Source organism: Bradyrhizobium sp. MV1.5, assembly GCF_055807615.1.
Window position 1 is genome coordinate 24,301 of record NZ_JBVVPL010000024.1, and the last position, 25,635, is coordinate 49,935.

The window sequence follows — 25,635 nt, forward strand, 5'->3', positions numbered from 1 at the left end:
TAACCCAATCGTATCTTTTTTTGGTGGGGGCGGTTTGGCCCTATTGTCGCGGGGCGGGGGGTTGCCCCCCCCGACGCTCTATCCTGATCCTGGCTACGCCTCGCCCTAGCTGGCCGCGCGCAGGTTCACCTTGCTCTCGGCGATCGTGGTCAGCTTTTTGTCGGTGGCCTTCTCCTCCTCGAGCGTCTTGGCGAGCACGCTGGCGCAGTCGCTGCGGCCGAGTTGCTTGGCCCAGGCGATCAGGCTGCCGTAACGGACGATCTCGTAATGCTCCGCCGCCTGTGCCGCGTTGATCAGCGCGGCGTCGAGCACCGCCTTGTCGGCGACTTCGCCGGCGGTCTCGTCGGCTTCCTCGATGATGCCGTCGATCGCGGGGCAATCGACCGCCTTTACCTGCGCACCGTGCATCTTGAACACTTCCTCGAGACGCTTGACGTGCTCCCTGGTTTCTTCGAGGTGCGTCAAAAAGCCCTGCTTCAGCTGCGGATCGGTCGCCTTATCCGCCATTTTCGGCAGAGCCTTGGTGAGCTGCTGCTCGGCGTAATAGATGTCCTGGAGCTGATGCACGAACAGGTCGTTCATGGTTTTGATGTCTTTTGTGAACAATCCCATCGGTCCGATCCTCTCGGGTTGTGGGAACACGGAGGCACCGGCTTGCAGGAGAAGCCGGTTATTCCGCCATGTTCGATTGCTGATGGGGCACTAACCAGCGCGCGGCATCGTCGTTCCAAAAAAGCCCGCATCCCTTGCGCTGGAACAATGCCGGCCGTGCAGGACCTGAAATCATGTCACGGACGGACGCGACCAGTCCCACGACTCATATGCTTAACGCGCGTCCGATGTGAACCGCGTATGACAAAGTGGCTGGTCCAAGCCAGAACCTATCCTTGTCAAGGGCTGCACAAGTTACTGTTTTTGCCTTAAATGAGCTACATCATGCCTAGCGATCCAAGCCCACATCGGGCACTGATCGCATCCGACCGGCCAATGTCTGGCCTGGTCGGTCTTGCCCCCCGCCGGGAGGATGAATGCACGGACTGCTGACCGCGCTGAAGCGCGGCTTCAAGAGATGGATCGGCTGGCGGCGACTCGGCGTCGCGGCGAGCGTCTTCATCATTGCGTTCGCGATCACCACGCTGGTGCGGACCCTGAAGGGCATCGACACCGGGGTCATCCTGACCGCATTGACCGAGATCCCCCGCGGTAATATCGGGCTCGCGGCGATCTGCGTATGCTTCGCGTTCTGTACGCTGACCTTCTACGACTTTTTTGCACTGCGAACGATCGGCAAGAAGCACGTGCCCTATCGCATCGCAGCGCTCTCCAGCTTCACGTCCTATTCGATCGGCCACAATATCGGCGCCACCGTCTTCACCGGCGGCGCGATCCGCTTTCGGATCTATTCGGATTACGGGCTGAATGCGATAGACGTCGCAAAAATCTGCTTCCTGTCGGGCCTGACCTTCTGGCTCGGTAACATCTTCGTGCTCTCGATCGGAATGACGATCCATCCGGATGCCGCCTCCTACATGGATCAGCTGCCATCGTCGATCAACCGGCTGATTGCGATCGGCGGCCTCGCCTCGATCGGCGCCTATCTGGTCTGGCTGTGCATGGGCGAGAAGCGCCGCGAGCTCGGCCAAAAGGGCTGGAAGGTGGTACTGCCGTCAGCGCCGCTGACGCTGGTGCAGATCCTGATCGGCGTCGTCGATCTCGGATTCTGCGCGCTGGCGATGTACCTTCTGGTGCCGGCCACTCCGCAGATCGACTTCCTGTCGCTCTCCGTGGTGTTCATTTTGGCGACTTTGCTCGGCTTCGCCAGCCACGCCCCCGGCTCGCTCGGCGTGTTCGACGCCGCCATGCTGGTGGCGCTGCCCGAATTCGGCCGCGAACAGCTTCTGGCCACGCTCCTCGTCTTCCGCATCCTCTATTTCGTGATCCCGTTCGGACTGGCCATCTCCATCATGGGCACACGCGAGCTCTGGATGAATGTGGTGGAGCCCTGGCAGGAGCGCCGACGGCTGGCGGAGGCCTGCGCGCAGGCCAACCTGCCCAAGCAGGTGGCAGCGATGGAGCGCGAGCGGTCGCTGCGGCAGGCCAGCAAACGCTGAGCATGATCCGGAAAAGTGCGAAGCGGATTTCCGAGAGGATCATGCTCCAACGATAGTCCGCTAGACGGCGGCCGGCAAAACCGTCAGACCAATGTTGCAGGCGGAGAGCAGCTCTCTTATTTCCGCCTCAACTTTGCCGTTGAAGACGCGGGCCATGATCCCTGTATCCCTTCGCCGTTTGCTCGCCGGTGCCCTGCTGCTCGCCGGGCTCCTCACCGCCCTGCCGCCGGAGCAGGCGGCCGCGCAGGACGCCGGCGCTCTGCAGATCAGCTGGGAGGTGCGCAACCGCTTCCGGCTGTTCCGCGAAGAGCGCGACTTCCTGCTCCATGTCGAGAACGCGCGTAACCGCAGCATCCTCGCCGCCGAGCAATCGCTGGAGCTCCAGAGCGAGGGCCGCGGCTGGGCCCGAAACATGGTCAACCGGCTCTGCATCGACCTCCAGGGCCGGGTCAACCAGCCCTGCACCCGCGACAACACGAAGGAAAATTACCTCACCCCCCTCGACCATCCCGTCACCGTGCGCCTCGCCGGCGCAGTGCCGGTCGGCGCCACCTGCGCCTGGTCGTTCGACGACGGCGATGGGCCGCAACAATCCACATTCGACTGCGCCGAGCCGGTCAATCTGCGGGTCCGCTACGGCAAGCAGACGGTCGCCAGCGTCGACGTCTCCTCCGGCTCCGATCCGACCCAGCGGGTCCAGACCGAGATCCAGGTCCGGGACATCTTCGTCGCTGGCCTCGGAGACAGCATCGCCTCGGGCGAAGGCAATCCGGACCGGCCGCTGGCACTGTCGGACGAAGGTTTTTGCTTCCGCTCCTATCTGGGCACCGCCGGCGCGCAGTATTACCGGCCGAGCCGCGCCGGCTTCAAGGGCGGCCGCGCCTGCGAAGCGCCGGATACGCTTGCCAACTGGCAACGCTATAGCGCGCTCTGGTTCAACTCGCCTTGTCACCGATCGCTCTACAGCTACCAGGCGCGCACCGCGCTGGCGCTCGCGGTACGCTACACCCACGTCGCGGTGACCTTTTTGCCGCTCGCCTGCACCGGCGCCAGCATTAGCGACGGGCTGCTCGGCTCGCAGCGCGCCCGCGAATGCCCGCCCGGCAAGACCGGCGTCTGCAACACCAGCGTGAACGCGCAAGTCGCCGAGCTGCGCGAGGCGCTCACCGCCGCCAGGAAGCGCCAACCCGAGCGCACGCTCGACCTCGTGCTGCTCTCGGTCGGCGCCAACGACGTCTATTTCTCGGGCCTCGTCGCCGACGTGATCGTCGAGACCTCAACCGAGCGCGCGATATTCCGCCGCTCCGGCGTGATGGCGAGCGTCGATGATTCCCGCGATGCGCTGGCGCGCGAGCTGCCGCAGAACTTCGTCAAGCTGCGCGAGGCGCTGAAGCCGCTGGTCGGCGGCGACCTCTCGCACGTGGTCTACGTCTCCTACGCCAACCCAGCGCTCGCCGATGGTGGCGTGCCCTGTCGCGGCGGCCGCGCTGGCTTCGACATCCATCCCGCCTTCAACGCCGATCCGCAGCGCCTCGCCCGCGTCTCGACCTTCGTCGACACCGAATTCCTGCCGCAGCTGAAGGGGCTCGCCACCTGCACCCGCGGTGCACTTTGCCGCGATCCCGAGGCCGACCGCATGACCTTCGTGGATTCGCATCAGGCGGCGTTCGCCGATCACGGCTTCTGCGCCCATTCGGGCAACGATCCCGAATTCGACCGCACCTGCTTTGCCGAGAACGGCCAGAGCTTCAATCCCGACATCGTGAGCGCGGCGAGCCAGCCGATGCTGTGCGGCCGCGGTGCCTCCGAATTCCGCGCCTATTTGCCGCGCGCGCGCTGGATCCGCGACGCCAATGACAGCTATTTCGCTGCGATGACCTATCCGCAAGGCTTGCCGGCGGCGAGCCAGCCGACCGACATCCACGACGCGACCTGGGGCGTCCTCTCCGCCGTCTATGGCGGCGCCGTGCATCCGAGCGCCGAAGGCCACGCCGCGATGGCGGACGCGGCGCTGCCGGCCGCAAGCGCCGTGCTGGGGCTGGATGCGGCACCGCCGGGGGTGACACGCGGGCTGCTCGCACCGCTGCTGCCGGGCGCGCAACAGTAGACGCGCGCAGCCTCTACCCGCACGCTGTCATCGCCCGCGCAGGCGGGCGATCCAGTACTCCGTGACAGACGTGATTGAATCGAGACGTCACGGCGTACTGGATTTCCCGCCTTCGCGGGAAATGACAACGGCGTGCGTGGTGCAATCGGGTTCGCCATCACCTCAATCGTTCCTCCCACTGCCGTTCCATCAATCCAAAAGCGGCATCGATCGATACTGCCTTGAACTTGGACACTTTGCCGCGCGCACCTCTAGGAGTCGCGGTGGGGAAACGTTTCGAGTTCTAAGGAGGCGCGTCATGAGCGCAGTGATGTCCGCAGCGGACGTGAGAAGGTCTCGCGTCAGGCTGTTCATCGTGACCATGTTGTTCCTGGTCACGACCGTCAATTATGCCGACCGCGCCACGCTGTCGATCGCGGGCCCCGCGCTCTCCAAGGAGCTGCACCTCGATCCGGTCGCGATGGGCTACATCTTCTCGGCGTTCGGATGGTCCTACGTGATCGCGCAGGTGCCGGGCGGCTGGCTGCTCGACCGCTACGGCTCCCGCCTCGTCTATGCCTTCAGCATCATCGTCTGGTCGCTGTTCACGACGATGCAGGGCTGGGTCGGATTCTTCAGCGCCGGCACCGCGATCACCGTGCTGTTCGGCCTGCGCTTCCTCGTCGGTATCGCCGAAGCGCCCTCGTTCCCCGCCAATGCTCGCATCGTGGCGGCCTGGTTTCCGAGCAACGAGCGCGGCACCGCGTCCGCCTTCTTCAATTCCGGACAGTATTTCGCCACCGTGATCTTCGCCCCGTTGATGGGCTGGATCGCGCATGATTACGGCTGGCGCTACGTGTTCTTCGTGATGGGCGCGCTCGGAATCATCATGGGCCTGGTCTGGATCAAGACGATCTATGGCCCGAAGGAGCATCCCGGCATCAACGAGGCCGAGTTCGACTACATCAAGGACGGCGGCGCGCTGGTCGATCTCGACGCGCCCAAGGAAGAGCGCGCGGCCGAGGCCGGCCCCGGGTGGGACCACATCCGCCAGCTGCTCTCCAACCGCATGATGCTCGGCGTCTATCTCGGCCAGTACTGCATCAACACGCTGACCTATTTCTTCCTGACCTGGTTTCCGGTCTACCTCGTCAAGGAGCGCGGCCTGTCGATCCTGCAAGCCGGCTTCGTCGCGACGCTGCCGGCGCTGTGCGGCTTCATCGGCGGCGTGCTGGGCGGCGTCATCTCCGACGCGATCCTGCGCAAGACCGGCTCGTTGACCATGGCACGCAAGGTCCCGATCGTCGGCGGCATGCTGCTGTCGATGTCGATCGTGGCCTGCAACTATGTCGACGGCCAGGCACTGGTGGTCGGATTCATGGCGCTCGCCTTCTTCGGCAAGGGCATCGGCGCGCTCGGCTGGGCTGTCGTCTCCGACACCTCGCCGAAGGAAGCCGGCGGTGTCTCGGGCGGCCTGTTCAACACCTTCGGCAATCTCTCCTCGATCAGCACCCCGATCGTGATCGGCTACATCCTGGCCGCGACCGGCTCGTTCAACGGCGCGCTGATATTCGTGGGCGCCAATGCGCTGGTGGCCGCATTCGCCTATCTCGTGGTCGTGGGCAAGATCGAGCGCGTGGTGCTCAAACGTTCCTCCTGAGGGCTCCCATGGGAGCTTGACCAGGCAACTTAACGGCGGCTTCACGGCCGCCGTCTTTGTTTTGGGAGTAATCGATGCTAGAAGCGCCGGGGAAACGCCTTATCCATCTAAGGCATGTATCGATGTTCGACCTCAACCAGCTCCGCTGTTTCGTCACCGTGGCGGAGGAATTGCATTTCGGCCGCGCCGCCGCGCGGCTGAACATGACCCAGCCGCCGCTGTCTCGGCAGATCCAGGTGCTCGAGCACATCATCGATGCGCCGCTGCTGGAGCGTACCAGCCGGTCGGTGCGCCTGACGCCTGCCGGGCGCAGCTTCCTGCCGGAAGCGCGGCGCATCCTGAAGCTTGCGGAAAGCGCCTCGCAGGTCGCCCGCCGTATCGCGCTCGGCAAGTCCGGCTCGCTGAAGATCGGCTTCACCGCGGCCGCCGCCTACGGCTTCCTCCCCGAGCTCGTCGCCGCCTGCCGCGCCAAGCTGCCCGAGGTGGACTTCTCACTGAAGGAGATGGTGTCGGGCGACCAGTTCGAGGCGCTGACATCGGGCCAGATCGATGCCGGCCTGCTCAGGCCACCGATCGCGCGCCCCGAAATCGCCAGCCGCCGCGTCGTCGCCGAGCCCCTGCTCGCCGCGATCCCGAAAAAGCATCCGCTGGCGAATGCCGAGAGCGTCACGATCAAGGATTTCGACAACCAGCCCTTCGTGATGTATTCGCCCTATGAGAGCCGCTACTTTCACGACGTGCTGGTGGCGCTGTTCACCCGCGCCGACATCCTGCCGCGCTATGTCCAGCACCTGAGCCAGATCCACTCGATCCTAGCCATGGTGCGCGCCGGCCTCGGCCTCGCCATCGTGCCGGCGGCGGCAGCGAGCCTGAAGATCGCGGACGTCCGCCTGCGGCCGCTGAAGCTGCGCACGCGCGTCCCGGTCGAGCTGTTCATGGTCTGGCGCCGCGACGACGAGAACCCGCTGCTGTCGGCGCTCGTCAAAATCGCGAGCGAATTGTCCTCGGCGGAGGTGATGGAAGATTGATGCTGATTTCGCATAGGTCGATATAGGCTTTGGCTTGGACCCGCATCGAACGGTCTCCTAAACCACGGCGCATGGACGCGCAGCCTTTGCGTCCTCCACAACACGAGATCAGGGAGCAGCGCCCATGAGCAAGATGACCCCGCAGGAAATGGCCCAGAAGATCGGATCCGGCCTCCTGTCCTTCCCCGTCACGCCGTTCAAGGCGGATTACTCCTTCGACGAGGCGACCTACCGCGCCAACATGGACTGGCTGTGCGGCTATGACGTCGCAGGCCTGTTCGCCGCCGGCGGCACCGGCGAGTTCTTCTCGCTGACGGCGGCCGAGGTTCCGCAGGTCGTCAAGATCGCCGTCGACGAGACCAAGGGCCGCGTGCCCGTGCTCGCCGGCACCGGATACGGCACCGCCACCGCGCGCGAGATCGCGATCGGCGCGGAGAAGGCCGGCGCCGACGGCCTGTTGCTGCTGCCGCCCTATCTCACCCATGCCGAGCAGGACGGCCTTGCTGCCCACGTGGAAGCGATCTGCGCCTCCGTGAAGATCGGCGTCATCGTCTACAACCGCGACAACGCCATCCTCCAGCCCGATACGCTCGCCCGCCTCGCCGAGCGCTGCCCGAACCTCGTCGGCTACAAGGACGGCATCGGCGACATCGAGCTGATGACCCGCGTCTACACCAAGCTCGGCGACCGCCTGACCTATATCGGCGGCTTGCCGACCGCGGAGACCTTCGCGCTGCCGTATCTCGACATGGGCGTGACGACCTACTCCTCGGCGGTGTTCAACTTCGTTCCGGAATTCGCCACCAACTTCTACGCCGCCGTGCGCAAGCGCGACCACGCGCAGATCCACGCCGGTCTGAAGGACTTCATCCTGCCGCTGATCGCGATCCGCAACCGCAAGAAGGGCTATGCGGTCTCGATCATCAAGGCCGGCATGAAGGTGATCGGCCGCGATTCCGGCCCCGTCCGCCCGCCGTTGACCGATCTCACCGAGCAGGAGATCGCGGAGGTCGCGGCGCTGGTGAAGAATCTGCCCGCCATCCGATCGTCACAACAGGCTGCAGAATAACAGCGACACAGGGAGGAGCCTTCGATGGCCAAGACCGAGATCACCGGCGCACCGGTCGTCACCGCGATGCAGGTGATCCCGGTCGCAGGCCGTGACAGCATGCTCCTCAATCTGAGCGGCGCGCATGCGCCGTTCTTCACCCGCAACATCGTCATCCTCACCGACAATGCCGGCCACACCGGCGTCGGCGAGGTCCCTGGCGGACAGAAGATCTGGCAGACGCTGCAGGACGCCCGTGATCTCGTGATCGGCAAGACCGTCGGCGCGATGAACAACATCCTCGCCGATATCAGGACCGCCTTCGCCGATCGCGATGCCGCCGGCCGCGGCAAGCAGACTTTCGATCTCCGCGTCATGATCCACGCCGTCACGGCCGTGGAGTCGGCGCTGCTCGATTTGCTCGGCCAGCATCTCAACCTGCCGGTCGCAGCCCTGCTCGGCGAGGGTCAGCAGCGCAACAGCGTCGAGACACTGGGCTATCTCTTCTTCGTCGGCGACATCAGCAAAAGCAAGCTCGACTACGTCACCGGCGAGACCGGCAAGCCCGAGTGGTTCAACCTCCGCCATCAGCAGGCCATGACGCCGGAAACCGTGGTGCGGCTCGCGGAAGCCACCCACGACCATTACGGCTTCGCCGATTTCAAGCTCAAGGGCGGCGTGCTGCGCGGCGAGCAGGAGATCGAGGCCGTCACCGCGATCGCCAAGCGCTTTCCGGATGCGCGCGTGACCCTGGACCCGAACGGCGCATGGTCGCTCGACGAGGCCGTCAGCCTCTGCAAGGACATGCACGGCATCCTCGCCTATGCCGAGGACCCCTGCGGTGCCGAAGGCGGCTTCTCCGGCCGTGAGATCATGGCCGAGTTCCGCCGTGCAACGGGCCTGCCGACCGCGACCAACATGATCGCGACCGATTGGCGGCAATTGTCCCACGCGCTGCGCCTCGGCGCGGTGGACATTCCGCTGGCCGATCCCCATTTCTGGACCATGCAAGGCTCGGTGCGCGTGGCTCAGACCTGCCGCGACAACGGCCTGACCTGGGGTTCGCACTCCAACAACCATTTCGACATCTCGCTCGCCATGTTCACCCATGTCGGCGCCGCCGCCCCCGGCAAGGTCACCGCGATCGACACGCATTGGATCTGGCAGGACGGCCAGGCCCTGACGAAGGAGCCGCTCCAGATCAGGGCCGGCAAGATCGCCGTGCCGGATAGGCCGGGCCTGGGTATCGAAATCGACAGGGCCGCCATCGAAGCCGCGCATGACCTCTACAAGCAGCATGGACTCGGCGCCCGCGATGACGCTATTGCCATGCAGGACCTGATCCCCGGCTGGACCTTCGACGACAAGCGTCCCTGCCTGGTTCGTTAAAAACTCTGGAGGAAGCTATGACTGCGATCCTGAAGAACTTCATCGGCGGCGAATGGGTCGATGGCTCCGCCGTCACCAAGAACATCAATCCCTCCAACACCAATGATCTCGTCGGCGAATACGCCAAGGCCGACAAGGCGCAGACCGAGAAGGCGATCGCAGCCGCCAAGGCCGCTTTTCCCGCCTGGGCGCAGTCGACGCCGCAGGCGCGTTATGACGCGCTGAACAAGATTTCGCTCGAGATCATCGCCCGCAAGGAAGAGCTCGGCCGCCTGCTCGCCCGCGAGGAAGGCAAGACCCTGCCCGAGGGTATCGGCGAGGTCGCCCGCGCCGGCCAGATTTTTGCGTTCTTCGCCGGCGAGGCGCTGCGCATGATCGGCGAAAAGGGTGCGTCAGTTCGTCCCGGCATCGACGTCGAGCTCACCCGTGAGCCGATGGGCGTCGTCGGCATGATCACGCCCTGGAATTTCCCGATCGCGATCCCCGCCTGGAAGATCGCCCCGGCGCTCTGCTATGGCAACACCGTGGTGTTCAAGCCGGCCGAGCTGGTGCCGGGTTCGGCGCATGCGCTGTCCGAGATCATCACCCGTTCCGGCGTTCCCGCCGGCGTGTTCAACCTCGTGGTCGGTTCCGGCTCGGTGGTCGGCCAGACCCTGATCGAGCATCCCGACGTCGCCGCGATCACCTTCACCGGCTCGGTGCAGACCGGCCGCAAGATCGCGCAGGCCTGCGTGACCTCGAGCAACATGAAGAAATTCCAGCTCGAGATGGGCGGCAAGAACCCGCTGGTCGTGCTCGACGACGCCGATCTCAAGACTGCCGTCGAAGTCGCCGTTAACGGCGCCTATTTCTCGACCGGCCAGCGCTGCACCGCCTCCTCGCGCCTGATCGTCACCGAAGGTATTCACGACCGTTTCGTTGCGGCGGTGACCGAGCGCCTCAAAGGCCTCACGGTGGACGACGCGCTCAAGGCCGGCGTGCATATCGGCCCGGTGGTCGACCAGAGCCAGCTCGACCAGGACCTGCGCTACATCAAGATCGGTCAGGACGAGGGTGCCAAGCTCGCATGGGGTGGCGAGCTGCTCAAGCGCGAAACGCCCGGCCACTACCTGCAGCCGGCGCTGTTCACGGAAGCCAACAACAACATGCGGATCGCGCGCGAAGAAATCTTCGGCCCGGTGGCGACCGTCATTCGCGCCAAGAACTACGAGGAGGCGCTCGCGATCTCCAACGACACCGAGTTCGGCCTCGCCTCCGGCATCTGCACCACCAGCCTGAAATACGCCTCGCACTACAAGCGCAACAGCGAGTCCGGCATGGTGATGGTCAATCTGCCGACGGCCGGCGTCGACTATCACGTGCCGTTCGGCGGCCGGAAGGGCTCGAGCTACGGCGCCCGCGAGCAGGGCTCCTATGCCCGCGAGTTCTACACCACGGTGAAGACTGCCTATACCTATCCCGGTTGATGGATCGTAGGTGTCGTAGGGTGGGTTAGCGCAGCGTAACCCACCTCTTGTGGTTCGACGGATGCAGACGGTGGTGGGTTACGCTGCGCTAACCCACCCTACACTTCGGAGTCCGTCCATGGACCAGTCAGTCGCAGCGAAAGAGCAGCCCCGCTACATCAAGCTCAACGAGCGCGACAACGTCGCGATCGTTGTCAATGATTTCGGGCTTCCCGCCGGCTCCCGCTTCGCCAGCGGGCTGACGCTGCGCGCCTTCGTGCCACAAGGCCACAAGACGGCGCTGGTCGACATCCCGCAGGACGCCCCGATCATCCGCTACGGCGAGGTGATCGGTCATGCGCTCGCGCCGATCCTGGCCGGCGAATGGGTGGACGAAGCGCGCATCCGCATGCCGGAGGCCCCTGCCCTCGACAAGCTCGAAATCTCGACCGCCGTTCCCGCGCCGCTGCCGCCGCTCGAAGGTTTCACGTTCGAAGGCTTTCGCAATTCCGACGGCTCGGTCGGCACCAAGAACATCCTCGGCATCTCCTCCTCCGTGCAATGCGTCAAGGGCACGATGGAATACGCGGTGAAGCGCATCCGCGCCGAGCTGCTGCCGAAATATCCGAATGTCGACGACGTCGTGCCGCTGACGCATGCGTATGGCTGTGGCGTCGCCATCAACGCGCCTGATGCCGTGATTCCGATCCGCACGCTGCAAAACATCGCGCAGAACCCGAATTTCGGCGGCGAGATCCTGGTCATCAGCTTGGGATGCGAAAAGCTCGCGCCCGAGCGTCTGGTGCCGGAAGGCGTCAGCAACGCCATCGTGCGCATGCAGGACGAAGCCTTCGACGGTTTTGGCGCCATCGTCGACGCCATCATGACCCAGGCCGAAGCCCGCCTGAAGATCCTCAACACGCGCACCCGCGAGACCTGCCCGGCCGCCGATCTCGTCATCGGCCTGCAATGCGGCGGCAGCGACGCCTTCTCCGGCGTCACTGCCAATCCCGCCGTCGGCTTCGCCGCCGACCTGCTGGTGCGCGCCGGCGCCACCGTAATGTTCTCGGAAGTCACCGAAGTGCGCGACGCGATCCAGCTGCTCACGCGACGCGCCATCAACGAGGACGTCGGCCGCGCTTTGGTCCGCGAGATGGCCTGGTATGATTCCTATCTGGCCCGCGGCGGCGCGGACCGCAGCGCCAACACCACGCCGGGCAACAAGAAGGGCGGGCTTGCGAACATCGTCGAGAAGTCGCTCGGCTCGATCGTCAAGTCCGGCTCGTCCGCGATCACCGGCGTGCTCTCGCCCGGCGAGAAGGCGACGCAGAAGGGCATGCTGTTTGCGGCGACGCCGGCATCCGACTTCATCTGCGGCACGCTCCAGCTCGCCTCCGGCATGACGCTGCAGGTGTTCACCACCGGCCGCGGCACGCCCTACGGCCTTGCGGCTGCGCCCGTGATCAAGGTCGCTACCCGGACCGAGCTGGCCCGACGCTGGAAGGACCTGATCGATTTCGATGCCGGCGGCATCGCCACCGGCGAGAAGACCATCGAGGAGACCGGCTGGGACCTGTTCCGCCTGATCCTCGATGTCGCCTCCGGCCGCACGCAGCCCTGGTCGGATCGCTGGGGCATCCACAACGATTTGACGCTGTTCAATCCGGCGCCCGTGACCTGACCGCTGCGCGCGGACACTGCCGCGCCGCGCGGATGCATTGGTGCGAGTCCCGTTTCGACGCTGCGCATCGCCCGGGATGACGCTTCAATCTACGTCATGCTGCCCGGCATGAAGCAGCGCACGCGGGGATGGCCGTCGATATAGTGCTTCCACACCATGGTGCGGCCGATCTTGTTCGGCTCGGTGATGACGGCGCCGTCGGGCACGACCACCCACTCGCCGTCGAGATGCACGCGATAACGGCCCTTATCGGATTCCCAGTCGACATCGGCGACCACGTAGCCGTCGGCATCCGAGCAGCATTGGCCGTATTCGCTGTGCAGGCTTTCGAACCAGGGCTTAAGCGGCGAGTTTGCGAAGCGCCCGTCGTCGCGTGCCAGCGTCGGGACCGTCAGCAGCACCGTCAGGACCTGCAGCATGGCGGCACACGATATTGCACGTCTCATGTCGTCTCCGCGGATCGAGATCATCGCCGCGGGGCGATAGTTGCCGTTCGCCTTCCGCGACTCGGCGAAGGGCGTCAAGGACAGCGACTCATTCCCCCAACAGCTTTGCGGATAGCTATGCAAATCTGGCGCCACAGCGCATTCCGGGGAACTACTGGCGCGCGTCCGGCACGCGTTCGTCTTTCGACGGGTATGACCGCTACTCGCGCGCCAAGATCTCCGCGGTCATCGCCGGATGCGCGATTGCACACGGGGGCCAAGGACACCGCGCAAGAACGCGGAGAGGCCGCGGCGTACTGGAGCCCCCGCCTTCGCGAGCAATGACGGCGGTGTGTGGCGCTACGGAAGTTCGGGCGGCACAGCGCGCGACGTAGACCCTATTGCTTCGGCGCCGGCGCCATCATCGCGCCGCCTTTCTTCGCCGCAGGGGCGGGCACCGGCTTGGTCGCGGCGGTCGCTTGCGCCGGGAGATATTTCGCGACGATCGCGGGATCGACCTGCGCGATGTTGGCGTCGGGAAGACGCGTCCAGGTCTCGTCCTTGCCGAACAGGGAGATGCCGAGGAAACCGCGCATCGTCAGGGTCTGCCCATCCGGGCTGACCGTCATCTTGGCCTTCCAGATGTTGCCGTCGCGCGGATTGACCACGTTGCCGCCGTCATACTTCAAGCCGTCGCGCTTCATGTCGCGGATGAAGGAAAGCCCGAGCACCGGCGCGTTCTTGCGATCGTCCGTGCATTTCGCGCAGATCTCGTTCGGGTCGTCGCCGGGCCGCGGAAAGGTTTTTGCGATGACGCCTTCGAAGATGCCGTTGTGGTCGATGAAGAGGAACCAACCCACCGTCTTGCCGTCTTCGACCTTCTGCCAGAGGCCTGCGGCGGTCGGCTGCTGCACTTGCGCCACAACCGGGCTCACCGCACCGAGCGACATCGCGAGCGCGAGGAGCGAGAACAGCCGAAAGCTGGAAAAGAGAGTCCGCATTATCATCACCTTGCTGAGCCAATCGCCTTGCTAAGCCGCCAACTGCAATGGCCGCAGACTACGGCGATTTCGCGAACTGTTCCAGCACCAGAAACATGGGGCATTGGCCCCCGCCGTCAGTTGACGCCGAGCTTCTTTTGCAGGCTGGAGGACGAGGTCGTGTACTGGAACACGAGCCGCTTCTCCGGATAGACATAGCGATGGGCTTTTTGCGACATCAGCGCGCCCTCGTGGAAGCCGCACAGGATCAGCTTGATCTTGCCGGGATAGGTGTTGATGTCGCCGATCGCGAAGATGCCCGGCACGTTGGTCTCGAACGCGGATGTCTCGACCGGCACCAGATTGTTCTCCAGCGCAATGCCCCAGTTCGCGACGGGACCGAGCTTCATGGTCAGGCCGAAGAACGGCAGCATGGTGTCGCAGGTAATTTCGCTCACGCTGTTGTCGTTGCCCTTGACGGTCGCGCCGCTCAGCTTGCCCTCGCTGCCTGACAGCGCGGTGACCTGGCCGAGGCGCAGATCCATCTTGCCGGCCGCGACCAGGGCGCGCATCTGCTCGACGCTGTGGGGCGCGGCGCGAAAATCGTCGCGACGGTGCAAGAGCGTGATGCGCTTGGCGATCGGATGCAGATTGAGCGTCCAGTCGAGCGCGGAATCGCCGCCGCCCACGATCAACACGTTCTTGTCGCGGAACGTTTCCATCTTGCGCACGGCGTAGTGCACCGAGCTTCCTTCATAGGCTTCGATCCCCGGCACCGGCGGACGCTTGGGTTGGAACGAGCCGCCGCCGGCAGCGATCACCAGCACCTTGCATTCGAACACCTTCCCGGCGTCCGTGGTGCAGCGGAACAGGGGATCGCCGATTTTCTCGACGGTCTCGATCATCTCGCCGAGATGGAAGGTCGGATGGAACGGCTTGATCTGCTCCATCAGCGCGTCGGTGAGGCCCTGCCCCGAAACCTGCGGAATGCCGGGAATGTCGTAGATCGGCTTTTCCGGATAGAGCTCTGCGCACTGGCCGCCGACCTTGTCGAGGATGTCGACGAAATGCGTCTTCATGTCGAGAAGGCCTAGCTCGAAAGCGGCGAACAGACCGCAGGGGCCGGCGCCAATAATCAGCACATCCGTTTTGATCGCGTCGCTCATGTCGTCTCTTTATCGTCGTTCGGTGGGACGGCGCCCTGTGGGCCGAGGTGACCCTGCCTGTCTAGCCAACGGGGATGGATCAGGGAAGGCATAAAAGCGGGAGCGCCCCGCAGCCACGCCCACTTGCCGGGTCAGGATAACTGGGCTGTAACCAGCAACGCTATGACGGAGATCAATCGGTGAACGCACCAAGCCGCCTCGATACGACGCCGCGCCTGGAGGACTATCCTTTTCGCCTCAGCGACAATGTCCGCTTCGGCGATCTCGACCCCAACCAGCACGTCAACAACGCGGTCTACGCCACCTATTTCGAGACCGGCCGTGTCACGCTGATGAAGCTTCCGGAATACGGCCTGACGCCGCCGGGACTTGCCTGGATCATGGTGCGGCTCGACATGCATTTTCGCGCCGAGTTGCACTGGCCGAATACGATCGAGCTCGGCCTCGGCGTGGTGAAGCTCGGGCGGACATCGGTGACGTTCGAGCAGGTCGTGTTTTCGAACGGGAAGTGCATTGCGTCTGCGACGTCAGTCGGCGTCATGCTCGACGAGGCGACGCGACGGCCGGCACCGCTGACCTCAGAAGTGCTCGAGAAGCTCAGACCCTGGCACAAGCGCGGCATTGAGGTCGCGCCGCCGAGCCCATGATAGATAAGTGAGTTAGGCCTGCCGTTCCGGCGTCGCCACCACGAGTCCGTCGAGATCGTCGGAGACCTTGATCTGGCAGGACAGGCGCGAGTTCGGACGCACGTCGAAGCCGAAGTCGAGCATGTCCTCTTCCATCGGCGTCGGGCTACCGACCTTCTCGCGCCACGCTTCATCCACATAGACGTGGCACGTGGCGCAGGCGCAGGCGCCGCCGCATTCGGCCTCGATGCCGGGAATGCTGTTGCGGATGGCGGCTTCCATCACAGTCGCGCCGTTCTCGACGTCCACCGTACGGGTTTCGCCCTTGTGATCGACAAAGTGAATTTTGGCCATGTGTGCTCGTGCTGCCGCGATCTAGGGAATGAAGGAGGGTCCGGGCTGTCCTATAACGGGTCGCTCAGCCCGGCGCCATAGCGTTTTGATAAGTCGTGAATGCCGTTTCGCGGGAAGAAAACCCGTCAAAACAAAAGACTAGAGCACGGTTCTGGCCTTGTCGGCCTAAGGGTTCAGGATCGCCTCGATGGCGGCGCGCGCCTCGGTCACCGCCTCTTTCAGCGCGGCGAAGGCGTGAGGCCGGCCCTGTCCGGTCTGGATCGCGGTCTCCAGGCTGGCGGCGGCATCCGCCACCGCAAAGGCGCCGATCCCGCGTGCCGACCCCTTGAGCTTGTGGGCGAGCGCACCAGCCTCGGCCGGCAGCGCCGCCATTGCCGCCATCAAGCGCACCGCCTGCTCGGCAAACATCGCCAGCACTTCCTGTTTCAGCTCGGAATCGCCGAGCGTCATGCGGGAGAGATGATCGAGGTCGAGCGGGCTGTCGATGGGTGCAAGCGGGGGCGAGGGCATCCAGTCCATCCGTTGCAGTTCAGGCATCATGGCGCAGGCCCCGGCATCGCGCGATGGCCGCCGGTCCGGCGGTCAAGTTCCCTCTACCCAAGCACGGAAATGGTTAACGAAATGTTCCGGCCGTTTTGCGCAAATCTGCCTGTTTATTGACGAAAAGTTGCCGCAATCCGGCGAGTCCGGTGGAGAATTGCATTTATTGCTAAGGCCTTACGGCGCGATCCTGTTAACGATGATTAAGAATGTCTTAATCGCGGGCATTTCATTCGCGACGCTCTGCCAATAGGATGTTGGAGAAATTGGCGGACAAGCCGTCCGGGTGGGGATGGCTCGGAGATCCGCGCAAGCGGCATGATCCGGACTGTGGGCTTGCGTAGCGCGCAGAGCTCGCGGGGGGACGCGTACAAGTAACGAGGGCTCGGACTGAACATGGCAAACACTCCGAAAAAGGTCAAAGACCCCACAGAAGATGCGCTTTCTGCAATCCAGGAAGCCCTGAACATCAGCGACACGGCCGCGGACACCAGCCGCAACGCCTCGATGCGCAGCGAAACGTCGCCCCCGGTCGCGCCACCGGCTCCCCCGATATTCGACGAACCGAGCTTCGACGCGCGCCCTGCCGCGAACGAACGCGCGATGTTCGACCAGATCGAGGAGCCGCGCTCCTCGCGCCGCGCCGCCAATGACGACCGTGCGACCATCGGCCAGCTCTTGCAGACGTTGCAGACGGGACGCCCGACCCGCAACATCTATACCGGCGCGACAATCTTCACGGTCATCTGGCTGGCGGCCTGCGCCGCGCTGACGGTCGGCTTCCTGCCTTCGATCCAGGCGGCGATGGGCCAGAGCGGCGGCGTGTTGGCCATTGCCGGCCTGGTCACGATGTTCTTCGCGCCGATCATGCTGTTCTTCTTCCTGGCGAGCCTCGTCTGGCGCGGCCAGCAAATGAGCTCGGTCGCGCAGGCGATGGCCCAGGTTGCGATCCGCTTCTCCGAGCCGGAAGGCTCGGCTTCGGATTCGATGGTCACCGTCGGCCAGGCCATCCGCCGCGAGGTTGCGGCGATGGGCGACGGCATCGAGCGCGCCATCGCGCGCGCCGGCGAGCTCGAGACGCTGGTCGCCAACGAAGTCGCGGCGCTCGAACGCGCCTATTCCGACAACGAAGTGCGCATCCGCGCCCTGCTCCAGGACATCGCACATCAGCGCGACAATCTGGTCGGCCAGGCCGAGCAGGTCCGCAGCGCCATATCCGGCGTGCAGATCGATTTGCGCCATGATATCGCGCTGATTTCGGACGCGATTGCCTCGCGCGTCGACGAGGTCGCCAAGTCCATCACCGGCGCGCTCGAAGAGCGCGGCGCCCACATCACCGGTGCGCTCAGCAACGCCGGCGACAACATGATCCTCGCGCTCGGCGAGCGCGGCGGCGACCTGCTCGACCGGCTCGAGGAGGCCAGCAACGAGACAACGCGCGCCGTGCTCGACGCCAGCGAGCGGCTGACCACCAGCCTCAATTTCAAGACCGGCCACGTTCACGACGAATTCGTCGACCTCGCCGACCGCGTCCACGAAATGCTGAACGAGCGCATCGACCGCATCACCGGCGAGTTCGAGCAGCGCTCCGCCGCGATCGTCGACGGCATCTCCGAGCGTACCGAGCAGGTGCACGACAGCCTGAAGAATTCGTCCGACTCGCTGCTGCTCGAGCTCGAGCTGCGCTCCAACGACCTGTCCGCCAAGATCGACGACGCCGGCAACCGCCTCGCCGGCCAGATCATGACCTCCGGCGACAAGGCGAGTGAGGCGCTCGACGCCACCGTCAACACGCTGGTCGCCAAGGTCGTCAGCCAGACCGAGACCGCGCACGACTCGCTGTCGCTCCAGATGAGCGCCTTCGACGAGCTGGTGAAGAACCAGGGCACCGAGCTGGTCGAGAAATTCGCCCGCGACTCCGGCACGCTGGGCGCATTGATCACCCGCCACATCTCCGAGTTCGACCGCACCGTGAAGACCTTCGGCGGCGAGATCGTCGATCGGATGGGCCAGCGCACCCAGGATATCCATGAGTCGCTGAAGACCTATGTCGACAATTTCGACACCCGCTTCACCTCTAACGGCGGCGCCATCACGGCGGTGCTCGACCAGCGCCTGGTACAGTTCGAGACCACGATCGGCGAGCGCGTCAGCAACCTCGACACCTCGCTGAACGGCAAGATCTCCAGCCTCGACTCGACGATCGATGGTCACATCAAGACCTTCGACGAGCAGCTCGTCGGCCGCGTCGCCGCGCTCGAACAGTCGTTCGATACCCGCGCGAAGTCGGTCACCGAGACCATCGACGGACGGCTCAACACGCTCGCCTCGTCGCTGACCGACGGTGCCGCGCAGGCGATCCAGTCGATCGACTCCCGCCTCAACCACCTCACGAGCTCGCTGACCGATGGCGCATCGCAGACCATCCAGACGATCGACACGCGCCTTACGCATCTGACGACCACCCTCACCGGCGGCGCGTCGCAGGCGCTCGAATCCATCGACACGCGTCTCACCTACCTGACCACCGCGGTGACGAACGGCGCCTCGCAGGCCGTGCAGTCGATCGATACCCGCCTCACGCTCCTGACCTCGACGCTCACGGACGGCACCGCGCAGGCGATCGAGGCGGTCGACCGCCGCATCACCGGCGTCACCGAAATCATCGACGGCCGCAGCATGCACCTGACCGACACGGTCACGGCGCGCTTCCAGGACATCCAGCAGGCCATCGAGACCAAGGTCGGCTCGGTCGCCAGCGACATCGACGTGCGCGTGGCGCAGTTCGAGGACCTGCTCGGCTCGCGCGTCGAGGCCGTCGCCGGCCGCATCGAGAGCAGCGGACGCCAGGCCAGCGAGGACATGATGTCCCGCGCCGAGATGATCTCGACCGCGATCCGCTCGCATGTCGAGGACGCCGAGCGCTCGCTCACCAACCTCGTGGTCAACACCAGCGAGACCATCCAGACCGGTGCGCGCACCGCGCAGCAGTCGCTGATGACGGTCTCCTCCGACGTCAACGCCCAGCTCAAGATGACCTCCGCCGAGGTCGAGCGCGCGCTGACTGCTGTCGGCACCGGAGCCGCGAACTCCATCCTAACCAGCGCCCGCGAAGCGCAGTCGACGCTGGTCGCGGCCTCGGGCGATGCCTCCAACCAGATCAAGGGGCTCGCGGCCGACGTCGAACGCACGCTGTCGTCGGCAGGCTCGGCGACCGCCGCCTCGATCCTGGCCGGTGCCCGCGAGGTGCAGACCACGCTCGTCACGGCGTCCTCGGACGCGGCCAACCACGTCAAGACCCTCACCGCCGACGTGCAGCGCTCGCTCTCGATGGCCGGCTCCGCCACGGCGGAATCGATCACCGCCGGCGCCCGCGATGCGCAGAGCGCGCTGATCGCGGCCTCGAGCGAGACCGCCAACCAGATCAAGGCGCTGTCCTCCGACGTGCAGCGCTCGCTCTCGATGGCCGGCACCGCGACGGCCGAGACCATCATGACCGGCGCCCGCGAAGCCCAGAGCACGCTCGTCAACGCGTCCTCGGATGCGGCGAGCCAGGTGAAGTCCCTCGCCGCCGAAGTGCATCGGTCGCTCTCGCAGGTCGGCCAGTCGACCGCCGAGACGATCACGACCAGCGCCCGCGATGCCCAGAGCACCCTGCTGGCGGTCTCCGCCGAACAGACCGGCCAGGTTCGTTCGCTGGCGGCCGAGATGCAGCGCGCGCTGGCGACCGCCGGCGGCGCCACCATCGAAGCGCTCACCAGCGGCGTACGCGAGGCCCAGGGCACGCTGATCTCCGCCTCGACGGACGCAGCAGGCCAGATCAAGTCGCTGACCACGGACATCGAGCGCACGCTGACCTCGGTCGGCGCCGACACCGCCTCGACCATCCTCAACAGCGCGCGTGAGGCGCAGACCTCGCTGGTCTCGACCTCGGCGGATGCCGCAAGCCAGATCCGCACGATCTCGAGCGAGATCGAGCGTACGCTGAGCACGGCCACCGCGAACGCGACCAACGACATCCAGACCAGCGCGCTCAACGCCCAGAACGCCTTGATCAACGCCTCCAACGAGGCGAGCTCGCGGGTCAAGTCGAGCTCGGCGGACGTCGAGCGCTCGGTGCTCGCCGCCAGCAGCAGCTTCGGCCAGGCCATGACCGGCAAGACCGACGAGATCGTCACCTACGTGCAGCAGCAGTCCGACCGTCTCGCCAACATGATCGACGCCAAGCGCGGCTCGCTCGTGGACGCGATCGGCTCCAAGACCAGCCAGCTCACGCTCGATATCGACCGCGTCACGTCCGACGCGCTGAAGTCGATCGAGACGCGCGGACATGCGTTCTCGCAGACCATGATGGGCAACGGCTCCGAGGTGGCGCGCACCATCAACTCGGCGAGCGAGATGGCGACGGGTGCCGTCAACAAGTCGCTCAAGGACCTCGAGCAGGCCTCGCGCGCGGCGATCGACCAGTCGCGCCAGGTCTCGATCGCGGCCGTCACCGAGATGCAGGAGACCAGCAAGATCCTGCGCACCGATACGGTCGCCCTGTTCGAGCGCCTACGCGAAGGCAACATCCTGCTCCAGGAGGTGCTGACCGGTGCGCACGACAACCTCAACTCGCTCGAGCGGGCGCTGGTGACGCGCGTCGCCGACTTCGTCTCGGCGATGAACGACGTCACCTCGCGCAACGGCGCTGCGACGCAGAACCTGGAAGACCAGCTCAACGTCTTCAACAGCAAGACCACGCGGGCGCTCCAGGATCTCGGCGAGCTCTCGACCCAGTTCGACGCGCACGGCAAGGCACTCGTCGAGGCCGCGCAGGTCGTCGAGCAGAGCAACAAGAACACCACCGCCTCGCTCGCCGAACGCAAGGAGGCGCTGGAATCGCTCGTCACCACGATCGACCTGCGCACCGCCGATCTCGACCAGCGCCTGTCTCGCTTCACCGGCCTGCTCGATGAATCGCTGGCGGCCGCCGAAGAGCGCGCCCGCGACATCGCCCGCGTCGTCGCGGAGACCGCCGGCGCCGGTTCCGCCGCGATCACCCGCCAGTTCGAGGCGGTGCGGTCGGCCTCCGAAGAGGAGCACCGGCAGACCGTCGAGGCCATGCACGACATCTACCGCCAGACCACCGACGAGGCGGATGCGATGTTCAAGCAGTCGACGGAGAAGTTCACCAACCTCGTCTCCAGCATGAAGCAGATGGCGTTCGAGATGCACAACGAGCTCGAAGCCACCCGCAACGAGCTGCGCCGCGGCGTGCTCGAGATGCCGCAGGAGGCGGCCGAGAGCACTGCGCAGATGCGCAAGGTGATCGTCGACCAGATCGAGGCCCTCGCCGAGCTCAACCGCATCGTGGCCCAGCACGGCCGCGGCCTCGACGTCTCCACGACCGGCCGCGCCAGCGTGCAGCGCCAGGAAGAGCCGATGCTGGCGGCCGTCGGCGCGCGCAGCACCGAGACGCGCATGCGCGAGAGCGCCAGCGCCTCGACGCTGCCGCCGCCGGACCTCGGCATGCCCGCGTCCTCGCGCCGCACCGAAGCGCCGCCGGTCGCGCCGGCCGGCAACGACCAGGGCCGCGACGGCTGGCTGTCGGACCTCTTGAGCCGCACGGACGCCAACCAGGGTGCGCCGACCGGACGTGAGCCCCAGCGCGGCCGCCAGGCTGCACCGGCGCCGCAGCCGCAGGTTCCGCAAGGTGGCGGCAATCCGCTGGAATCCTTGTCGCTCGACATCGGCCGGCTGATGGACCGTAACCTCGCGTCCGAGATGTGGGACCGCTACCAGCGCGGCGAGAACAAGGCCTTCACCAAGCGCCTCTACACGCCCGCCGGCCAGAAGGCCTTTGACGAGGTCGCCCGCAAGTATCGCTCCGACCGCAACTTCAAGGCCACGGTCGACCGCTATGTCGCCGAGTTCGAACGCCTGCTCGACGAAGTCGCCCGCGACGGCCGCGGCCCGCAGGAGCTGCGCAATCACCTGATCTCGGAGACGGGCCTGGTGTATACGCTGCTCGCTCACGCAGCGGGCCGGTTGGGGTGAGCGGCCCGCTCGCAAATGACGAATAAGGAAACGGAGGCCTCGCGGCCTCCGTTTTTGTTTTGGGTGTCATTAGGAACGAAGCGATCGACAAACATTCGGTGTCGTCCTGGCGAAAGCCAGGACCCATACCGCGAGGTCTGTCGATTGCCGCCGGTGGAAGTACCGAACGACTGCTCTTCGCCAAACTCCTCCTGGGTAATGGGTCCTGGCTTTCGCCAGGACGACGCCGGAGAAGCACGAGGCGATCCCCCTACTGCCGCCGGCGCTCCGGCACGGCGGGCTTCGGCGGCTCGGGCGGTGGCGGCGCGGCTGGCGGCGCGCTGTTGCTGGCGCCGAACAGGACGCGGGTCGGGTTGCGGTCGAAATTGTTGACGGCGCGGCTGATGTCGCCGAGCGTACGGCGGCCGTCGGTCATCAATGCGCCGGAGCGCTTGTCGAAATCGTCGGCCAGTTCGCGGATCGACTTCACCGCCTGGAACAGCTCGCCGCCGTCCTTGCCGCCGGCGAGCGTGTTGAGGCCAAGCATGAGGCTGTCGGCCTTGAGCATGACGCCGTCGACCTTGGCCATCACGCCGTCGATCTTCTCGGAGTTGCGAGCGAGCGAGTTGGTGAAGGTCTCGAGATTCTTCAGCGAGTTCTTCACCGACTCCTGATTGTCGGCGACGATCTTGTTGATGTTCTGGAGCGTGCCGCGGATCGCCTCGGTGACGTCCTGAAGCTTGTTGGGATCGGCCGTCAGCGTGGGAATGCCGTCCTCGTCGAGCGGCGGCGACGGCGCGGCCTCCTCGCCGCCCTTGAGCGAGATCGCGGCGACGCCGGTCAGGCCCTGGAATTCGAGGCCGACCAGGGTGTCCTTGCGGATCGGGGCATTGTTCTCGACCATGGCGAGTGCGACAACCCGCCGCGGGTTGTCGAGCTTCACCGAGACCACCTCGCCCACCCGGATACCGTTGAAATTGACGCTACCGCCGTTGCGCAGGCCCGCGGCCGGGCCCTCGAACACGACGCGCAGGGGGCTGCGCTGCTTGGTGGTGTGCAACGACTGAAACCACAGGACGAAGCCGATCGCGGCGGCGATCACCGCCAGCGTGAACGACCCGATCAGCACGTAATTTGCGCGCGTTTCCATCAGCTACTCCGGCACCTCAGCCCATCACCGCGCGAGCGCGCTTGCCATGGAAATATTGCCTCAGCCAGGGATGTTGCGAGGCCTGCATGTCGGCGATCGACCCTGCCGCAATGATCTTACCGTTCCCTAAAACGGCGATGCGGTCACATGCTGTGTAAAGGCTATCGAGGTCGTGGGTTACCATGAAAACGGTCAGCCCCAAAGTCCGCTGCAGCGTCCTGACCAGCTCGTCGAAATCGCCGGCGCCGATCGGGTCGAGGCCCGAGGTCGGCTCGTCCAGGAAGACGAGATCTGGGTCGAGCGACAGCGCGCGCGCCAGCGCGACGCGCTTGATCATGCCGCCCGAGAGTTCCGACGGAAAGCGATCGGCGACTTCGGGCTTGAGACCCACCATGGTGAGCTTGGCGATGGTGATCTCGTCCATCAGCCGCTGCGACACCCGCAGATATTCGCGCATGGGAAACTGGATGTTCTGCCGCACCGTGAGCGAGGAGAACAGCGCGCCCTGCTGAAACAGCACGCCCCAGCGCCGCTCCACGTTGCGACGCTGCGACGTATTGGAAGCATCCAGGTCGACGCCGAACACCTCGATGCTCCCCGCGACCTTCGGCACGAGGCCGATGATGGTGCGTGTCAGCACGGACTTGCCCGCGCCGGAAGGACCGACGAAGCCAAGGATCTCGCCGCGCTTGACGTCGAGGTCCAGCCCGTCGAGCACGCGCGTCGCGCCGAACTGCACGGTGATGTCGCGGACGCGAATGATGGGATTCTGGATCTCGCCTGCCATCGTCACATCCCGATCGCGGCGAAGAAGATGGCGAACACACCGTCCATGACGATGACGAAAAAAATGCCTTTCACGACAGACGATGTCGTGTGCTGCCCAAGCGATTCCGCGCTGCCCTGCACCGCGAGCCCCTCGACGCAGGCAACGATGCCGATCACCGCGGCCATCACCGGTGCTTTCACGATGCCGACGACGAAATGGTCGATCGAGATGGCGTCGCGCAACCGCAGCAGGAAAGCCTCCGGCTGCACGCCCCCGTAGAGCCAGGCGACGAGGCCGCCGCCATAGAGCGCGGCCATGGCGCCGAGGAAGGCCAGGATCGGCAGCGCGAGAACGAGCGCGAGCATGCGCGGCAGCACCAGCACCTCGATCGGGTCGAAACCCATGGTGCGCAGCGCGTCGATCTCCTCGCGCATCTTCATCGAGCCGAGTTCGGCGGTGTAGGCGCTGCCCGAGCGGCCCGCGACCATGATCGCGACCAGCAGCACGCCGATCTCGCGCAGCACCAGCACGCCGAGCATGTCGACGACGAACAGGTCGGCGCCGAACCTGCGGAAGTGGAAGATACCCTGCTGGGCGATGATGCAGCCGATCAGGAAGGTGATCAGCACGACGATCGGCACCGCGCGCCAGCAGACCTGCTCCAGATGATGCACGGTCGAGGTCAGGCGGAACGAGCGCGGATGAATCAGGGTACGCGCGACCGCCGCGAGCACCGCGCCGAGCATGTCGATCAGGCCTGCGACGGTGCCGGCAACACCGGCCACGGCCCGGCCGATCTGCTCCAGCATGCCGGTGATGGTGATCGTGCTGGTGTCGATGACGGGCGTCGCCCTGACCCGCCGTACCTCGTCCACGAGGCTCGAATAATTGGCGGAGAGGCCGGCGATCTGCGCCTCGACGGCACCCTGCGTCAGGCTGCGGCGCAGCCGCTCGATCAGCCAGGCGCCAAAGGTGTCGAGCTTGGCGACCTCGGACACGTCGATGAAGATGCTTTGCGAGGTGCCGGCGAGCTTCTCGGCGTCGGCCACCATCCGCTCCAGGACCGGCGCGAAGCTCGCGGTCCAGGTTCCGGTGGCGCAGAGTGCCAGCGCATTGCCCTTCGCAATCCGTTCCAGCTTCGGATCGCCGTTCAAGATGT

At 65.4% G+C, this 25,635-nt stretch carries 19 protein-coding genes; 10 read left to right on the forward strand and 9 right to left on the reverse strand.

Going from position 1 to position 25,635, the window contains the following annotated elements:
• Positions 1-105: 105 nt before the first annotated feature.
• The gene (locus tag AC0L2J_RS21830) at positions 106-612 is read right to left on the reverse strand and encodes a YciE/YciF ferroxidase family protein (RefSeq protein ID WP_473394158.1); all 507 of its coding nucleotides are present in this window, start codon (positions 610-612) and stop codon (positions 106-108) included.
• Positions 613-1,028: 416 nt separating this feature from the next.
• Between AC0L2J_RS21830 and AC0L2J_RS21835 the strand changes: the two genes are divergently transcribed.
• From AC0L2J_RS21835 to garD, 8 genes are all read left to right on the forward strand, one after another.
• Positions 1,029-2,111, forward strand: coding sequence for a lysylphosphatidylglycerol synthase transmembrane domain-containing protein (locus AC0L2J_RS21835; RefSeq protein ID WP_007612366.1), 1,083 nt, complete (start codon positions 1,029-1,031; stop codon positions 2,109-2,111).
• A 154-nt stretch (positions 2,112-2,265) separates the two neighbouring features.
• A complete protein-coding gene (locus tag AC0L2J_RS21840; RefSeq protein ID WP_473394162.1) occupies positions 2,266-4,218 on the forward strand; it encodes an SGNH/GDSL hydrolase family protein in 1,953 nt (650 codons plus the stop codon).
• Between the two features lie 298 nt (positions 4,219-4,516).
• Positions 4,517-5,857 carry an MFS transporter gene (locus AC0L2J_RS21845; RefSeq protein WP_473394166.1) on the forward strand — a complete coding sequence of 447 codons (1,341 nt, stop codon included), beginning with the start codon at positions 4,517-4,519 and terminating at the stop codon, positions 5,855-5,857.
• Positions 5,858-5,979: 122 nt separating this feature from the next.
• Positions 5,980-6,885, forward strand: coding sequence for a LysR family transcriptional regulator (locus tag AC0L2J_RS21850; protein ID WP_007602059.1), 906 nt, complete (start codon positions 5,980-5,982; stop codon positions 6,883-6,885).
• Between the two features lie 124 nt (positions 6,886-7,009).
• Complete coding sequence (kdgD, locus tag AC0L2J_RS21855) at positions 7,010-7,954, forward strand: 5-dehydro-4-deoxyglucarate dehydratase (protein WP_007612378.1); 945 nt, start codon at positions 7,010-7,012, stop codon at positions 7,952-7,954.
• 24 nt (positions 7,955-7,978) lie between these two features.
• Positions 7,979-9,322 carry a glucarate dehydratase gene (gene gudD / locus AC0L2J_RS21860; RefSeq protein ID WP_473394170.1) on the forward strand — a complete coding sequence of 448 codons (1,344 nt, stop codon included), beginning with the start codon at positions 7,979-7,981 and terminating at the stop codon, positions 9,320-9,322.
• Positions 9,323-9,339: 17 nt separating this feature from the next.
• Entirely contained in the window at positions 9,340-10,788 is a 1,449-nt protein-coding gene (locus AC0L2J_RS21865; protein WP_063995691.1) for an aldehyde dehydrogenase family protein, read from the forward strand.
• A gap of 118 nt (positions 10,789-10,906) precedes the next feature.
• The gene (gene garD, locus AC0L2J_RS21870) at positions 10,907-12,448 is read left to right on the forward strand and encodes a galactarate dehydratase (protein ID WP_007612382.1); all 1,542 of its coding nucleotides are present in this window, start codon (positions 10,907-10,909) and stop codon (positions 12,446-12,448) included.
• An 89-nt stretch (positions 12,449-12,537) separates the two neighbouring features.
• Here garD and AC0L2J_RS21875 read toward each other — a convergent pair whose 3' ends face one another.
• From AC0L2J_RS21875 to AC0L2J_RS21885, 3 genes are all read right to left on the reverse strand, one after another.
• Entirely contained in the window at positions 12,538-12,894 is a 357-nt protein-coding gene (locus tag AC0L2J_RS21875; protein WP_473394180.1) for a hypothetical protein, read from the reverse strand.
• 377 nt (positions 12,895-13,271) lie between these two features.
• Positions 13,272-13,874, reverse strand: coding sequence for a DUF2147 domain-containing protein (locus AC0L2J_RS21880; protein ID WP_007612388.1), 603 nt, complete (start codon positions 13,872-13,874; stop codon positions 13,272-13,274).
• 116 nt (positions 13,875-13,990) lie between these two features.
• A complete protein-coding gene (locus tag AC0L2J_RS21885; protein WP_007612390.1) occupies positions 13,991-15,019 on the reverse strand; it encodes an NAD(P)/FAD-dependent oxidoreductase in 1,029 nt (342 codons plus the stop codon).
• A gap of 179 nt (positions 15,020-15,198) precedes the next feature.
• On the opposite strand from AC0L2J_RS21885, the gene AC0L2J_RS21890 reads away from it, so the two are divergent.
• On the forward strand, positions 15,199-15,666 hold the full coding sequence (locus tag AC0L2J_RS21890; protein ID WP_063995689.1) for an acyl-CoA thioesterase: 468 nt from the start codon (positions 15,199-15,201) through the stop codon (positions 15,664-15,666).
• A 12-nt stretch (positions 15,667-15,678) separates the two neighbouring features.
• Here AC0L2J_RS21890 and AC0L2J_RS21895 read toward each other — a convergent pair whose 3' ends face one another.
• Both AC0L2J_RS21895 and AC0L2J_RS21900 read right to left on the reverse strand, forming a co-directional pair.
• Entirely contained in the window at positions 15,679-15,999 is a 321-nt protein-coding gene (locus AC0L2J_RS21895) for a 2Fe-2S iron-sulfur cluster-binding protein (RefSeq protein ID WP_007602043.1), read from the reverse strand.
• A gap of 165 nt (positions 16,000-16,164) precedes the next feature.
• Positions 16,165-16,539 carry an Hpt domain-containing protein gene (locus AC0L2J_RS21900; protein WP_088931159.1) on the reverse strand — a complete coding sequence of 125 codons (375 nt, stop codon included), beginning with the start codon at positions 16,537-16,539 and terminating at the stop codon, positions 16,165-16,167.
• 396 nt (positions 16,540-16,935) lie between these two features.
• Between AC0L2J_RS21900 and AC0L2J_RS21905 the strand changes: the two genes are divergently transcribed.
• Positions 16,936-22,578 carry an apolipoprotein A-IV repeat region-like domain-containing protein gene (locus AC0L2J_RS21905; protein ID WP_473251257.1) on the forward strand — a complete coding sequence of 1,881 codons (5,643 nt, stop codon included), beginning with the start codon at positions 16,936-16,938 and terminating at the stop codon, positions 22,576-22,578.
• 250 nt (positions 22,579-22,828) lie between these two features.
• Here AC0L2J_RS21905 and AC0L2J_RS21910 read toward each other — a convergent pair whose 3' ends face one another.
• Genes AC0L2J_RS21910 through AC0L2J_RS21920 form a run of 3 tightly spaced genes read right to left on the reverse strand, consistent with a single transcriptional unit; the run spans position 22,829 to position 25,630 of the window.
• Complete coding sequence (locus tag AC0L2J_RS21910; protein WP_473394188.1) at positions 22,829-23,707, reverse strand: MlaD family protein; 879 nt, start codon at positions 23,705-23,707, stop codon at positions 22,829-22,831.
• Between the two features lie 16 nt (positions 23,708-23,723).
• On the reverse strand, positions 23,724-24,494 hold the full coding sequence (locus AC0L2J_RS21915; RefSeq protein ID WP_007612400.1) for an ABC transporter ATP-binding protein: 771 nt from the start codon (positions 24,492-24,494) through the stop codon (positions 23,724-23,726).
• 2 nt (positions 24,495-24,496) lie between these two features.
• Positions 24,497-25,630 (reverse strand): MlaE family ABC transporter permease, encoded by a 1,134-nt coding sequence (locus AC0L2J_RS21920; protein ID WP_007612401.1) that lies wholly within the window; start codon positions 25,628-25,630, stop codon positions 24,497-24,499.
• Between the last annotated feature and the right edge of the window lie 5 nt (positions 25,631-25,635).

Bases quoted from the DNA above. Each gene is read 5' to 3' on its own strand.
- AC0L2J_RS21840 (WP_473394162.1), top strand. From the start codon at position 2,266: ATGATCCCTGTATCCCTTCGCCGTTTGCTCGCCGGTGCCCTGCTGCTC.
- AC0L2J_RS21905 (WP_473251257.1), top strand. From the start codon at position 16,936: ATGGCAAACACTCCGAAAAAGGTCAAAGACCCCACAGAAGATGCGCTT.
- AC0L2J_RS21915 (WP_007612400.1), bottom strand. From the start codon at position 24,494: ATGGCAGGCGAGATCCAGAATCCCATCATTCGCGTCCGCGACATCACC.
- AC0L2J_RS21845 (WP_473394166.1), top strand. From the start codon at position 4,517: ATGAGCGCAGTGATGTCCGCAGCGGACGTGAGAAGGTCTCGCGTCAGG.
- AC0L2J_RS21895 (WP_007602043.1), bottom strand. From the start codon at position 15,999: ATGGCCAAAATTCACTTTGTCGATCACAAGGGCGAAACCCGTACGGTG.
- AC0L2J_RS21885 (WP_007612390.1), bottom strand. From the start codon at position 15,019: ATGAGCGACGCGATCAAAACGGATGTGCTGATTATTGGCGCCGGCCCC.
- AC0L2J_RS21850 (WP_007602059.1), top strand. From the start codon at position 5,980: ATGTTCGACCTCAACCAGCTCCGCTGTTTCGTCACCGTGGCGGAGGAA.
- AC0L2J_RS21865 (WP_063995691.1), top strand. From the start codon at position 9,340: ATGACTGCGATCCTGAAGAACTTCATCGGCGGCGAATGGGTCGATGGC.
- gudD (WP_473394170.1), top strand. From the start codon at position 7,979: ATGGCCAAGACCGAGATCACCGGCGCACCGGTCGTCACCGCGATGCAG.
- garD (WP_007612382.1), top strand. From the start codon at position 10,907: ATGGACCAGTCAGTCGCAGCGAAAGAGCAGCCCCGCTACATCAAGCTC.
- AC0L2J_RS21875 (WP_473394180.1), bottom strand. From the start codon at position 12,894: ATGAGACGTGCAATATCGTGTGCCGCCATGCTGCAGGTCCTGACGGTG.
- AC0L2J_RS21880 (WP_007612388.1), bottom strand. From the start codon at position 13,874: ATGCGGACTCTCTTTTCCAGCTTTCGGCTGTTCTCGCTCCTCGCGCTC.
- AC0L2J_RS21830 (WP_473394158.1), bottom strand. From the start codon at position 612: ATGGGATTGTTCACAAAAGACATCAAAACCATGAACGACCTGTTCGTG.
- AC0L2J_RS21910 (WP_473394188.1), bottom strand. From the start codon at position 23,707: ATGGAAACGCGCGCAAATTACGTGCTGATCGGGTCGTTCACGCTGGCG.
- AC0L2J_RS21900 (WP_088931159.1), bottom strand. From the start codon at position 16,539: ATGATGCCTGAACTGCAACGGATGGACTGGATGCCCTCGCCCCCGCTT.
- kdgD (WP_007612378.1), top strand. From the start codon at position 7,010: ATGAGCAAGATGACCCCGCAGGAAATGGCCCAGAAGATCGGATCCGGC.
- AC0L2J_RS21835 (WP_007612366.1), top strand. From the start codon at position 1,029: ATGCACGGACTGCTGACCGCGCTGAAGCGCGGCTTCAAGAGATGGATC.